Here is a 13,136-nt window from a genome sequence, read left to right as displayed (position 1 = left end):
CCCCGTCGCCGCGGCATGGTCCGCCAGCGAATGTGCAGCTCAAGCACATAAAACAGTGAGCAAAAATTTGGTGAGGTGTCCGAGTGGCTGAAGGAGCACGCCTGGAAAGTGTGTATACGGCAACGTATCGAGGGTTCGAATCCCTCCCTCACCGCCAAACAGTAAACCCCTGCTTTAGAGCAGGGGTTTTTCTTTATGCATGATTTATTATGCGCCCCGACTATCTCAACTGTTGGTGGTTTGCATATCAGTTGATCGCATCATTCTGAAGATGGTGGGATCTTCTTCCGGTACCCTCAGATGTAAGAAAGGGTCATGGAGACCACTCTTGCTCGGATTAATGGCGTTTTCCCCATTTGCATCGAGACCTGTCCCATCTAGCCAAGCGCGTATCTATAAAAACAAGCAATATCTGCAGCATTTGCCTCTTCTGGATTGCCCGGCATGGTTGAATGCCATGCCAGCCAGATATTGCTCAAACCTCATCATTTCAAGCAGACAGCCTTGGGACAGAGCCTTAGTTCAGAGTAAGCCCCGCATCAACAATGAAATCTTGGCCGGTACAGCCATTGGATTCGTCAGAACCCAGGAAGAGGGCCATGCGAGCACAATGTGAGCCATCGAGACGGAATTTGAGTGCTTGCAGTTCGACAAACTGGTTCACCGCGGCAGGGTCGAGTTGCGCCCACATCGCATCCTGTTTGGGGGTACGGATTGCGCCTGGGACCAGGCTGTTAACCCGAATGCCTCTTGCGCCCAACTCCTGCGCCAGGGTACGGGTAAAACCATGGATAGCGGCTTTTGACAGGGAGTAGCAGACTCTCCCGGGGCGGCCCCGCATCCAGTTGATGGATCCCATATTGATGATGCTGCCGCTCCCTTTTTGCTCCATGCCTGGCAACACGGCTTGGATCGCAAACAACTGGTGACGCAGATTGATATTGATGCGGTTTTCGAAATACTCCTCGGTCAGATCCTCAATTTTATGGTGATCATCGCTGCCCGCGTTGTTGATCAGGATATCGACACTGCCCAGCTGTTGTTCAATGGTCGTAAAACACGCTTTGAGCAGAGTCAGGTCGGTGACATCGCAAAACAGAAACAGGCAGTCGAGCTCATGCGCGAGTGCTTCGCCTGCAGATTTATCAAAATCGAGGAAGGCGACTTTGGCACCTTGGCTGACAAAGGCGCGCACCAACTCTTCGCCAATGCCACTGGCGCCACCTGTGATAACGGCGACCTTGCCGGCAATAGAGTGATATTGTACTTGCTGGGAATAGTTCATAACTGCTCTCCGTGAGTCATAGATTGAATTCATCTGGCAACATTAGAAAAAGTATTTAACACCAATACGGATCCGGTATGCCTCTGCATCATAGGCAATATTTCTATCGTACCACTGTAATTCCAGATAAGGCATCCATTGTGGATTGATTCGATAGCGGGTTTGACTGGTTAGCTCCCAGTGATGATCTTTCCCATTAGCACTGTTGAAATTATTAACGCGAGAAAAATAGTGCGATTCAAAAGTATGGGTCAAAGCTGGCGTTATTTTATTGACAATATACAGTGCGTATTCATTGGTATCGTTATTATCGCCATAACCATCAAGATCCGTAGTTAGATAATTTTGATGATTGTAACGGTATCGTGCAATAACGGAAAAGTTATCGGTAAAGTTGTACTTTCCATCCAGATACGCAGAGCCACCAGAGCCAGAGCTAGAGGAGTTAACCAAACCCCCGGCATTGACCGAGAGTTTGGTGGTTAAATTTAATAGCGGATACCACCCTTCAATTTCGTTATAACTGTGCTTTAGCTTGTCTAGTTTATCGGTATTATACGCATTGCTGGCCATAATACCCGCACCAGATTCCCAGTTATAGCCGAGTCGCAACAATAACTCATTTTGGTCGGTAGCAAAGTTAAATGCCTCACGGCTTTCAAAATAACCGCCCGCGAAAGCTGCGTTGCAGCATATAAGAGGGATTAAGCATATTTTGGGGTGGATACGCATAGTGATTGACTCGCCAATGGTAAGTTGATATTAAATCGTACAGCGATTGGCATGAGGTAAATTAATTACCTCATGCGATGGTTTTTATCAGCCAGCTATTGAATGTTTTGCTTTACCAACTTATAAGTGGCACAGAAATCCTCACGGCCCAAACCGTTATTCAGGCCTTGCTGGTAAATGTTATTCACCAATTCGACTCCGGGCAGGGTCAGCGCTTCTTCTCCCATGAGGTTCTTCATAATGCCGATATCTTTGGCCATGTTCTCCAGCGAGAAGACAGTGTTGTAGTTCTCGGCGATCAGGGCACCTATCTTGCTGGTCAGATAGAAGTTGCTGCCGCCACCGTAAGAGACGGCGGTGTTGAAGCTCTCTTTATCGATGCCGAAATGATCGGCGGTGGCCAGCATTTCGTTGACACTGTTCTGAATTTGGGCGACCAAGGTGTTGTGCAGCACCTTCATGATCAAACCACGGCCGTTGCCCCCCAGGTGGATCTGGTTGCTGCCCATCATGGCTAGCAATGGCTTGACCTTTTTGTAGGCGGACAGGTCGCCACCTATGTAGATCCCGAGCTCGGCAGCCACGGCGGCAGGGACGGATTTGACCACGGGCGCATCGAGCATCACGGCACCGGTTTCTGCTACCTGGCGGGATAAGGCGATTGACACTGCCGGGTCAATGGTGGACATGTCGATGGTGATCTTGCCGGGGCCAAGGTGTGGCAGCAGTTCGGTATAGACCGCTTTGACGTGTTCGGAGCGCGGTACCATGGAGATGATCACATCCGCATCGGCTGCCAACCTGGCAATGGAAGGGGAGGCGATGGCGCCTGCATCGACCACCCGGGCGACAGCCTCCTGATTGATATCGAATACCAACACATTGCCATCAAATTTTTTGACGATGTTCTTTGACATCGCTTCGCCCATCAGACCAAGACCGATAAAGCCAATAGTTTTCATCTGTTGTTTTCCTTAAATGTGGGTTTAGCAAGACCGGCGATGTCAACACGCATGCTGAACAGCGCACCTGAGAGCGGACGTGCTGCCAGTTCGGCGGCGTCCATATTTTCGCGAGTGGTGGTGATGAAGAGGGTCTTCATGTCTTCACCACCAAAACAGACCATGGTGGGGCAACGTACCGGCAAGGGATATTCGGCCAGCAATACCCCCTCTGCAGAGAAGCGGGCGATACGATGGCCATCAAACAGGGCGCTCCAGTAGCATCCTTCTACATCGATTGCAGCCCCATCCGGGCGCCCTTCGTCGGCGCGGGCTGCAAACTCGCGCAGCAGTTGCCGTTGACCGAGTGAACCGTCGCGGGCCAACGGAGTGCGATAAAGGCGGCGGTTGGGGGTATCAGTGGTGTACATCCAGCGCATGTCTGGGCTGAATGCCAAGCCATTGGCTCCCAGAATGTCGCACTGGATCACCGACATCTGCAGCTCGGCATCAACCCGGCATAGCAGGGCGCCGTTGTAATCTCGTGGGCTCCAGTAAGTGCCCGCATAGAAACGACCCGCCTGATCGGTACCGCCATCATTAAAACGGGCCAGCGCTGGGTTATTGGGGTTATCGGCGACTTTACGCTCAATTTGCCCGTGTTGATCACACAGATAGATCCCGGTGCGCATCGCTGCGATAAAGCCACCCTGTTCGCGCAGGGCAAAACAGCCCACTTCTTCGGGGAAGGGGATTGTCGTCATGGCGCCGCTTTCGGGGTGATAGCGGTGCAGGCAACGCTCGAGAATATCGGTCCAGTAGAGCGCCTGTTCATCAGTGCTCCAGGTCGGGCACTCGGGCAGATGGCCGCGGTAGTCGGCAAGTAGCAGAGCAGGATTAGGCATAGTGAGAAACCTCAAGCAGCATGGAGATCTGCAACTGCCCATTGGCTGGCACAGTGGCCATGGCCAGCGCAGGGTCACCAAAGCCACCGTTGTTGATGGCATCATTGATATGAGAAACCGGCTCGATGGCGATGAAGTCACGATCGGCGGGCGGCAGAAACAGGATGGCGTGAGGCGCATCGGGTGAGCTCAGGGTCACCATCAGCTTCTCATCTGGCCAGCGCACCCGTGCACAGCCACTCCAGTGATGGAAGCAGTTATCGATACTGGCGGGTTCAGGTTTGCGCCAAGTGCGATAGTTCCATTGGGTCGGTAGTGGCGCGAGACCAGTGGGCAGGGACTTGTGGTCGTTGAGTACCACACCGCCTGCGTCGAACTGGATCTCGGCGTGCGCCGCACGGGGAAAATAGGGGTGAAAGCCCAGCCCAGCCGGGACAGCGTGATCGGCCAGATTGTGGTAAGTGAGTATGATATGCAGCGCATTCTCTTGCAGGGTGAAGCGCTGAGTTGCCCGATAAGGCCAGGGCCATTGCGCCGCGGATGCTCCCTGTGCGTCATGGTGCAGGGTCAGCACGACAGAGTAATCATCTGCATCCCCTTCTTGCCATGGCTGCTGCCAGCCGTTGCCATGAATTGAGTGGGGATGATCGCCAAAGTTACGCAGCAGGGCGTAATCATATCCGGCGAAGTGAAACCGTCCATGAGCAATACGGTTGGAGTAAGGTACCAGGGGAAAACAGCCCCCCTGGTTGACTGTGACGTTCTGACCATCGGGCAGGGAGCGCAAGATCTCCCTGCCATGCCAGGTCAGTTTGCCGATAGCGCCACCAAGCTCGGGGATGAGCTCCAGATCAAGCGGGCCGCTTTGGCGGTGAAGCCTCTTCATCAGTAAACCTCGCCACCGGATATGCTCAGACGTTCCCCCCGGATCGCGGCGAGCTGTTCACGGGCGCGAGCCAGCAGGTAACTCATGTCGGAGCCGAGCGCCACGAAGCTAAAACCCATCTCTTGATATTTGTTCACCAGCTCGGGGTTGCCACCGACGATCCCGCAAGGCAATCCCAAGCGCTGGCACTTCTCCAGCCCTTCACGGATCTTGGCTTGCACCTCGGGGTGAGAGGGATTGCCAATATGGCCCATGGCTGCGCTCATATCGCCGGGGCCGATAAAGAAGCCGGTCACTCCTTCAATGGCCATCTCTTCCATGGCATCAATGGCGTCAGGGGTCTCAATTTGCAGGATAAGGCAGAGCTCTTCCCGGGCTTTACGCACGAATTCGGGTTCGGCACCGTAACCGGACGCACGATGCACCGCGGCAAAGCCGCGTTTGCCTAGGGGAGGGTAGTAGGCCGCCTCTACCGCTTTGCGGGCTTCTGCTGCACTGTTGACAAACGGCACCATCAGCGACGTTGCACCGCCATCAAGCGCCCGTTTGATCAACACAGTGTCGTTCCAGGCCAGGCGGTAGAGTGGGGTGGTGGCCGGGTTGCTGGCACGAATGGCGCGATCGATACGGATCGCATCCAGGCTATCGACCGGCACATGTTCCTGGTCCAGCACCAAGAAATCGAAACCGACAGTCGCCATGGCTTCCGCCACCGTATCGCTGCCAGTCATCATCCAGGTGCCCAGTGGGCGTGGACCTTGAGTAATCGCAAGTTTGAACGGATTCATTGTTTGCTCCTTTAGAAAATCGGGGGCTCGGGCACTTTGCTGCCAGCCTGGAGGAAATCGAAGTCACAGCCCTGATCGGCCTGGGTCACATGTTGTTGATAGAGTGCGGCATAAGAGCGTTCATAAACTTTGTGTACCGGTTTTAGCGTGCGGCGGCGCTCGGCCAGCTCTTCATCACTGACCAGCATGTTGAGGCGGCCATTGGCGATATCGAGCTCGATGAGGTCACCGGTACGTACCAGTGCCAGTGGGCCACCAATGGCCGCTTCAGGGGCAACGTGCAGGATACAGGTGCCATAGTGAGTACCGGACATGCGGGCATCGCTAATCCGCACCATGTCGGTGACGCCTTGTTGCAGCAGCTTTTTCGGGATCGGCAGGTTGCCCCACTCCGGCATGCCCGGCGCGCCGACCGGGCCGGCATTGCGCAGGATAATCACTGATTCCTTGGTTACCTCCAGGGCGGGGTCATCGATGCGATCCGAGAGCTCTTGATGGCTGTCGAAGACGATGGCAGGGCCCTTGTGGTGGCGCAGTTCGGGTTTGGCGGCAGATGATTTCATCACAGCCCCGTTGGGGCACAGATTGCCGCGCAATACTGTCAATGCACATCCACGGGAGAGCGGTACCACAGGGTTATCTAGCGAGCGGATCACGTTGTCGTCATAACAGGTCGCGTTGGCAATCCACTGTGCAACGGGACGATTGGTGACCCCGATCGCATCGAGGTGGAGGAATGACTCCACCTTTTTCAGCTGGGCCATCAGACCGCCGGCGAAGAAGAACTCCTCCATCAACTGATCACCAGAGGGAAACAGATTGGCCAGCACAGGGACTTCCCGTGCCACCGACTCCATGTCTTCCAGAGTGAGGTTGATGCCCGCCCGGTTGGCCATCGCAATCATGTGGATCGCGGCATTGGTGGAGCCGCCGAGCGCCATGTAGGCCACTACGCCATTGAGGAAGTTGGCTCGGGTCAGCCAGCGGGAAGGTTTGTGATCATGCCACACCATGTCGACGATGATTTGGCCGCATTGGGCTGCCATCTGGACGTGTCGTGAGTCAGCGGCGGGGATGGAGCTGGCCCCCGGCAACATAAAGCCCATGGCATCGGCGATGGAGGTCATGGTGGATGCTGTGCCCATGGTATTGCAGGTGCCGATGGAGCGAGTCATCGCCCCCTCCAGCTCGATCCAGTCATGCTGGGTAATGGCCCCCAAGCGCAATTGATCCCAGAACTTCTTGGTATGGGTACCGGCACCGGTGACATGACCGCGCCATTTGCCGCTCGACATGGGGCCGGCGGGGCAGAAGATCACTGGCAAGTCCATCGAAATGGCGCCCATCAGCAGGGCTGGCGTGGATTTGTCGCAACCGCCGAGCAGCACAGCCCCATCGATCGGATGCTGGCGCAGCAGCTCTTCTGCCTCCATCGCCAGAAAGTTGCGATAGAGCATGGTGGTCGGCTTGACCAATACTTCCCCGACCGACAGCGCGGGCAATTCAACGGGGTAGCCTCCCGCGGCCCAGACGGCTCGCTTGACGGCCTCGGCGCGCTCACGCAGGTGGCTATGGCAGGGGCTCATTTCACTCCAGGTATTGATGATCCCGATCACGGGCTTGCCCATGAATTCGTCGCGGTTCAAGCCACTTTGCTGACTGCGTTGACGATGGGCGAAGGCTCGGATGGTGTCGGGGGCATACCAGCGTTGGCTACGCAGCGCCGAGATATCGAGCTTGGCCAGGTTTTCACTGTTGAATGACATAGGAATAGCGCTCTCTTTGTCTGATTTGGTTAAGGATTAATTCAATAAAAACAGCATGTTAAATTCAGCCATTCTGACCCGCACGAAGAGGGGGGGTGTCAGGCGATGGAGTAGATTGTTCACTCATTCGGTGATGGGGTTTCCGGGGAGAAGCAAGGGCATGGCGTTGTGCCAGCTCCCGGACGATCTGTTGATAGCGAGCATCAGTGAGCGGGTAGAACAGCAACATCAAGGCAGCAGCGCAAATCAGGGCACAGATCGGGTAGAGAAACATCAGATTGGCGATGCTGCTTTGGGTCTCGGTGCTTTGCGTCGCGTTGGGAACATAGTCTGACCATGCCAGCACCAGCCCGGGAATGAGGCCCGCAAGCGCGGCCGAACATTTGCGGCAGAAGGTCAGACTGCAGTAGACCAGCCCTTCTGTGCGGATGCCGGTTTTCCATTCCCCATACTCGACGGTGTCAGAGATGAACGCCCAGTTGAGACTGTTGACGAAAGCGGATCCCCACAGGGCCAGGGAGGTGAAGAGGATGTAATCGAGAGCACTCTCGCTGTAGAGGTAGTTGAGCAGGTCACCGCATATCCACACGCCAATGCCGGCCAGATAGACAGGCAGTTTGCCAAAACGGTGCACGGCAAAGGGGACCAGCAATACACCCAGGTAGATACACCCTATGCTGATGAAGCTCATGTAGGCGATCATCGATACGTCGCCAATCACATATTGGGCGTAAAAAACCTGAACAATCAGCTTGGTGTTGAACGCTGCTAGCGTCAGCAGATTGGCCAGCGCCAGGATGCCCAGCGGACGGTTTGCCAGCACGGTCCGTGCGTTGGTTTGTACTGCCGAAAACCCCGATTCGTTGACAACCGATGGCAGCACATGGCGTTCACGAACTCTGCTGTAGCAAAAGAGTACTGCTGCAGCCCCCATGACCGAATAAATCAGTACCGCAACGCTATAGCCGACCTGTGGTTTGTCAAACAGCAATACCAGCGGCATGAACCCCACCGAGCAGAGCAGTAATCCGGTATTGGCTCCGCCCTGGCGCCAGGCGGCGAGCTCGGCTCGGTCCTGGAGTCGCTTGGTGAGGGCCGGGACCATGGCGCCATAGGAGGCATTGCCAAAACTGTAAAAGGCACCAAACATCATGAACAGCAGGGTAAACAGTACTGTTTTAGCGATGACCGGGAGCTCAACGCTGGTAAACAGGGCGGTGTTGATAAGAGCCAGTGGCACTATGGTCCAGAGCAGGAAGGGGCGAAATTTACCTCTGGGGCCGAGCTCGGAACGATTATCCAGCACGCTGCCGGTCACCAGATCGGTGCAGGCGGTAAAGAACTTTGAAACCAGAAAGATTGCTCCGGCCCATGCTGCCGGAATGGCTGCCACATCGGTCAGGAAGATCAGCAAATAGAGAGTTGTGCAGTTGAGCAGGAAGTTATAGCCGAGATCACCCACTCCGTAGGCCATCTTTTCCTGCCATGCCAGACGGTCACTTGCCACATTGCGATATGTCATGGGATCACATCCTTGAAGAGAGCAACAGCGTGGCCAGCACGCCGCTGCCAGTTGCATGAGAGTCAGCTTTGGGTGGTCGCCACACGGCGGGCACCAAGGCTGGCGATGATCTCTTGATAGCGCTGCTCGTTGAGGGTGTAGAAGAGGGCCATCACCAGTGCCGTTACGATGGCCAGGCTTGCCGGGTAGATGAAAATCAGTCCGGTGATCCCGGCTTTGGCGGCATCGGTTTGCTCCACATTGGGCATGTAGCCAACCAGTGCCAGAGCAAACCCGGGGACGAACCCTGCGATAGCTTGCGAACACTTTCTAAAGAAGGTCATGCCGCAGTAGACCAAGCCTTCGGTACGGGTACCGGTTTTCCACTCACCGTACTCAACGGTATCTGAGACAAACGCCCAGTTAAGGCTGTTGACGAAAGAGGTGCCAAAGAACGCCAGCGAGGTGAACAGCACGTAACTCATGACGGTGCCACCGAACAGGTAGTTGGCAATGTCGCCGGAGATCCACAGGCACAATCCGGCCAGATAGACAGGTTTTTTGCCAAAGCGGCGTACCAGCGCAGGCACAGACAACACCCCGAGGTAGATGCACCCCATGCTGACAAAGCTCATGTAAGAGACCATGGAGACATCACCCAGAATGTACTGGGCGTAGAAGACCTGCACGGTGAGTTTGACGTTGAATGCGGAGAGGGTCAGCAGGTTGGCTACTGCCAGCACCAGCAACTGGTTGTTCTTGAGTACCGCCTTGAGCCCCTCCTTGATGGTGGGCTTCTCGACTATCTGGTCAGGGTCATTACCTATGATGGTGTGGTGTTCTTTGACGTTGAGGTAGCAAAAGAGCACCGCCGCCAAGCCGACCGAGGTGTAGGCCAGGGCTGCCACCATGTAGCCGGTCTCCTGGGATTCAAACAACATGGCGATGGGCATGAAACCGACGGTGGCTAACAACAGGCCGGTGTTGGCTCCGCCCTGACGCCATGCTGCCAGCTCTGCGCGATCCTGAACATTTTTGGTCATAGAGGGCACCATGGCGCCATAGCTGGCATTGCCCAAGCTAAAGAACAGGCCAAAGGCCATAAAGCAGACGATGAACAGGGTAGTCTTGGTCTCGCTGTTGAGCTCAAAATTGCAAAACAGCAACATATTGCAGACAAACAGGGGCACTATGGTCCAGAGCAGCATCGGACGAAACTTGCCGCGAGGTCCGAAGCTCTTGCGTGTGTCGAGGAAAATGCCGGTGCCCAGGTCGGTGAAGCCGGTGAACACTTTCGCCACCAAAAAGATGACGCCTGCCCACGCCGCATTGATACCTGCTACATCGGTCAGAAATTTAAGCAGGTAGAGGGTGGTGATATTCAATACAAAGTTGTAACCAAAATCGCCGACGCCATAGGCAAGTTTTTCCCTAAAAGGCAGTCTGCTTTCGATATGCGCCTGAACAACCATTTTATTCTCCATAGTGTGGAACCCATCCGGCACGACAATAATCGTAGCGATGCGATTGCGGGCGCAAGGGTGATTGTTAAAAAGTGGGATCCAGATCGAGAGATTGCGCTGGTGGTTAAGGATTCTCTTACAAATGGTGTTTGCAAACGAGCCAAACGTTTTCGTGTGGCGAGTGTTGATTGGTGATCGAGATCGCTGTTTGGGTTTTACGCGATTGAAATGAAATCGTAGCGCTATTATTGTGTTTGCGAGCAAGCGGGGATGGCCCGACTAAACAGGAGCTTATGCAATGCAACTCGAATTTTCGTCACAGGCGTTAACGATTCAGCACCAGCAGCAGTTGTTATTTTCTCATCAAGCGGATGCCCCGGCGTTTTATATAGGTAAGGGCCGGGAAAAAATGGAAATTTATCGCGGCAATTTTGATATCGAAGACTATATCGAGTCTCGCGTCGCATTGACTCATATCGAACAGGTTGACAACAACCTGTTCGTTTTTGCCCCGAATGCCTTGACCCCGGCTTTGCTACAGGTGGCTGTGGTGTGTGATGGCGATGATGTGATGCTTTATCCGACCATACTGGACGAGGCATATAACCGCTTTTGGGTCAGATTGCCGGCCGAACGTAAAGAGCATGTCTGGGGTTGTGGCGAGCAGATGTCCTATTTTGATTTGCGTGGCCGTCACTTTCCGTTGTGGACCTCAGAGCCCGGTGTTGGTCGCCATCCCCACAGCGAGATCAAATGGAAAGCCGATGTGATGGGCAAAGCCGGTGGGGATTACTACCACACCAACTATCCGCAACCCACGTTTGTCTCCTCTCGCAAATACAGCTGCCATATCGACACCACCGCTTATGCCGATTTCGATTTTCGTCACGAAGGGTTTCATGAGCTGCAAGTGTGGGCGATCCCGCAGGCCATCGAGTTGCGCACCGCAGAGAGCTATCTGGGCATTATCGAAAAACTGTCTGCCCGGTTTGGCCGCCAGCCCAGGTTGCCGGAGTGGGTTTACAAGGGGGCGATCCTTGGTCTGAAGGGGGGGGAGGTCAATACCTTCAGTCGTCTGGAAAACGCCCTTGACCATGGTATCAAGGTTTCGGGTCTGTGGAGTGAAGACTGGTGCGGCTTGCGGGTCACCTCGTTTGGCAAGCGCCTGTTCTGGGACTGGGATTGGCAGCACCATCAGGATCGCTACCCCAATCTGCCCGCCAGGATCAAGGCGCTCAATGACCAGGGCATCGAGTTCATGGCCTACGTCAACCCCTACCTGTGTGAAGATGGCAAGCTGTTTCCAATCGCCAAAGAGTTCGGCTATATGGCGCTGGACAAGGATGGTCAAGTTGCGCTGGTCGACTTTGGCGAATTCTATTGCGGCTGTGTCGACTTTACCAATCCAGACGCCATGGCCTGGTTCCGTGATACCGTGCTGCGTAAAAACATGCTGGACATGGGGATCAAGGGGTGGATGGCTGACTTTGGCGAGTACCTGCCGACCGATAACATCTACCTGCACAACGGTGTCGATGCCAAGCTGATGCACAATGCCTGGCCGACTCTGTGGGCCCAGTGCAACGCAGAAGCGATCGCGATGAACGGCCAAACCGGTGATGCCCTTTTCTTTATGCGAGCCGGTTACACCGGGGTGCAGCAATACTGCCCGCTACTGTGGGCAGGCGATCAATGTGTCGATTTCAGCCGTCACGACGGTCTGGTTACGGTGATCTCGGGGGCGCTCTCCTCCGGTATGTTGGGGAACGCGTATCACCACTCGGATATCGGTGGCTACACCTCACTGTTTGGCAACCGTCGAACCAAGGAGCTGTTTGACCGCTGGGTTGAAATGGCTGCCTTTACCCCAGTCATGCGTACCCACGAAGGTAACCGCCCTGATGAGAATTTCCAGTTTGACCAGGATGGCAGCACGTTGGCGCATTTTGCCCGGATGACCCGAGTTTATTGCCACCTGACTCCTTACTTGCGTAGCCTGGTGGATGAAGCGGCCGAGAAAGGGTATCCGGTTCAACGTGCCCTGATGCTGCATTTTGAACATGATCCCGAGACCTACGTCATACAGGATCAATACCTCTATGGGTCAGAGTTGCTGGTGGCACCGGTTCACCAAGGGGATGTGCGTGAGTGGACAACTTACCTGCCTGCAGGTGAGCAGTGGACGCATGTCTGGAGCGGCCAACGCTTTACAGGGGGCCAGCGGGTCACTCTGCCTGCACCGATTGGCCAGCCCCCGGTGTTCTATCGTGCCAAAAGTCCCTGGGCTTCGCTGTTTGCCGAGCTAAAGGATCTGGCGTAAATCGCACCGGCGTTCGCCATAGAGGATGCGACCCAGATAACCCATGGCCGTGACAATGTTCACGGCCATTATGTTTCACCAGAGGAGCAGAGCAGCATGATTGACACTCTTGACGTTGTGCAAAACCCCAGCCAGGACGACATCGATTTTTTACGAGACAACCTGATCAAAACCAATCGTGAGTTTGTCGGTGAACAGATACGTCGCCCACTTGCCATCTTCTATCAGGATGAGCAGATGCGTCGTGCCGGAGGATGCAGTGGCCATACCTACGGTAACTGGCTCTATATCGAGTATCTGTGGGTGGCCAGTAGCCTGCGGGGGCGCGGTGTAGGAGGCCGGTTATTGGCAGCAATGGAGCAGGCTGCCCTAGAGCGCGGCTGCCGTTTTTCACAGCTCGATACTTTTAGTTTTCAAGCAAAGCCTTTTTACCAAGCGAGGGGTTATTCCGTCGTGATGACGTTGGAAAAGTGCCCGGTGTTTCATCAGCGATATTACTTAACCAAAATCTTGTAGCGCTGGCAGTGACTGGTGCCCTGCTTAAAAATA

11 protein-coding genes and 1 tRNA gene are annotated in these 13,136 nt (G+C 54.8%); 3 read left to right on the top strand and 9 right to left on the bottom strand.

All coding sequences use genetic code 11. The features are described 5' to 3' along the window. Positions 1–69 precede the first annotated feature (69 nt). A tRNA-Ser gene (locus G5193_RS19840) sits at positions 70–157 on the top strand. Positions 158–517: 360 nt separating this feature from the next. Here the strand turns inward: G5193_RS19840 and G5193_RS19835 are convergent. The 9 genes from G5193_RS19835 to G5193_RS19795 form a co-directional block, all read right to left on the bottom strand. After that, entirely contained in the window at positions 518–1,285 is a 768-nt protein-coding gene (locus tag G5193_RS19835) for an SDR family NAD(P)-dependent oxidoreductase (protein WP_216953421.1), read from the bottom strand. Positions 1,286–1,327: 42 nt separating this feature from the next. Next, entirely contained in the window at positions 1,328–2,017 is a 690-nt protein-coding gene (ompL, locus tag G5193_RS19830; RefSeq protein WP_216978948.1) for a porin OmpL, read from the bottom strand. Positions 2,018–2,112: 95 nt separating this feature from the next. Further along, complete coding sequence (locus tag G5193_RS19825; RefSeq protein WP_069556391.1) at positions 2,113–2,979, bottom strand: NAD(P)-dependent oxidoreductase; 867 nt, start codon at positions 2,977–2,979, stop codon at positions 2,113–2,115. Continuing rightward, on the bottom strand, positions 2,976–3,863 hold the full coding sequence (locus G5193_RS19820) for an SMP-30/gluconolactonase/LRE family protein (RefSeq protein WP_216978947.1): 888 nt from the start codon (positions 3,861–3,863) through the stop codon (positions 2,976–2,978). The genes G5193_RS19825 and G5193_RS19820 overlap by 4 nt, the downstream gene beginning before the upstream one ends. Then, positions 3,856–4,749, bottom strand: a complete 894-nt coding sequence (locus G5193_RS19815; protein WP_421207040.1) for an aldose 1-epimerase — start codon at positions 4,747–4,749, stop codon at positions 3,856–3,858. Before G5193_RS19815 ends, G5193_RS19820 begins: the two co-directional genes overlap by 8 nt. Next, positions 4,749–5,537 (bottom strand): HpcH/HpaI aldolase family protein, encoded by a 789-nt coding sequence (locus G5193_RS19810; RefSeq protein ID WP_216978945.1) that lies wholly within the window; start codon positions 5,535–5,537, stop codon positions 4,749–4,751. The genes G5193_RS19815 and G5193_RS19810 overlap by 1 nt, the downstream gene beginning before the upstream one ends. An 11-nt stretch (positions 5,538–5,548) precedes the next feature. Then, positions 5,549–7,303 (bottom strand): L-arabinonate dehydratase, encoded by a 1,755-nt coding sequence (gene araD, locus G5193_RS19805; RefSeq protein ID WP_216978944.1) that lies wholly within the window; start codon positions 7,301–7,303, stop codon positions 5,549–5,551. A gap of 64 nt (positions 7,304–7,367) precedes the next feature. After that, positions 7,368–8,825, bottom strand: a complete 1,458-nt coding sequence (locus G5193_RS19800) for a glycoside-pentoside-hexuronide (GPH):cation symporter (RefSeq protein ID WP_421207037.1) — start codon at positions 8,823–8,825, stop codon at positions 7,368–7,370. A gap of 62 nt (positions 8,826–8,887) precedes the next feature. Further along, positions 8,888–10,276 (bottom strand): glycoside-pentoside-hexuronide (GPH):cation symporter, encoded by a 1,389-nt coding sequence (locus G5193_RS19795; RefSeq protein ID WP_421207035.1) that lies wholly within the window; start codon positions 10,274–10,276, stop codon positions 8,888–8,890. A 289-nt stretch (positions 10,277–10,565) separates the two neighbouring features. Here G5193_RS19795 and G5193_RS19790 point away from each other — a divergent pair, with 289 nt between their 5' ends. Together G5193_RS19790 and G5193_RS19785 are read left to right on the top strand one after the other, a co-directional pair. After that, entirely contained in the window at positions 10,566–12,587 is a 2,022-nt protein-coding gene (locus tag G5193_RS19790; protein ID WP_421207033.1) for an alpha-glucosidase, read from the top strand. 96 nt (positions 12,588–12,683) lie between these two features. Then, entirely contained in the window at positions 12,684–13,103 is a 420-nt protein-coding gene (locus G5193_RS19785) for a GNAT family N-acetyltransferase (RefSeq protein ID WP_421207032.1), read from the top strand. Positions 13,104–13,136: the final 33 nt, after the last annotated feature.

Source organism: Aeromonas sp. 601027 (assembly GCF_049174455.1).
Classification (GTDB): domain Bacteria; phylum Pseudomonadota; class Gammaproteobacteria; order Enterobacterales; family Aeromonadaceae; genus Aeromonas; species Aeromonas veronii_A.
The sequence above is the reverse complement of the archived record's forward strand: the minus strand, read 5'-3'. Positions and strand labels throughout refer to the sequence as shown.

Coding starts and splice junctions, on each gene's coding strand:
- G5193_RS19835 (WP_216953421.1), bottom strand. CDS start 1,285: ATGAACTATTCCCAGCAAGTACAATATCACTCTATTGCCGGCAAGGTC.
- ompL (WP_216978948.1), bottom strand. CDS start 2,017: ATGCGTATCCACCCCAAAATATGCTTAATCCCTCTTATATGCTGCAAC.
- G5193_RS19825 (WP_069556391.1), bottom strand. CDS start 2,979: ATGAAAACTATTGGCTTTATCGGTCTTGGTCTGATGGGCGAAGCGATG.
- G5193_RS19820 (WP_216978947.1), bottom strand. CDS start 3,863: ATGCCTAATCCTGCTCTGCTACTTGCCGACTACCGCGGCCATCTGCCC.
- G5193_RS19815 (WP_421207040.1), bottom strand. CDS start 4,749: ATGAAGAGGCTTCACCGCCAAAGCGGCCCGCTTGATCTGGAGCTCATC.
- G5193_RS19810 (WP_216978945.1), bottom strand. CDS start 5,537: ATGAATCCGTTCAAACTTGCGATTACTCAAGGTCCACGCCCACTGGGC.
- araD (WP_216978944.1), bottom strand. CDS start 7,303: ATGTCATTCAACAGTGAAAACCTGGCCAAGCTCGATATCTCGGCGCTG.
- G5193_RS19800 (WP_421207037.1), bottom strand. CDS start 8,825: ATGACATATCGCAATGTGGCAAGTGACCGTCTGGCATGGCAGGAAAAG.
- G5193_RS19795 (WP_421207035.1), bottom strand. CDS start 10,276: ATGGTTGTTCAGGCGCATATCGAAAGCAGACTGCCTTTTAGGGAAAAA.
- G5193_RS19790 (WP_421207033.1), top strand. CDS start 10,566: ATGCAACTCGAATTTTCGTCACAGGCGTTAACGATTCAGCACCAGCAG.
- G5193_RS19785 (WP_421207032.1), top strand. CDS start 12,684: ATGATTGACACTCTTGACGTTGTGCAAAACCCCAGCCAGGACGACATC.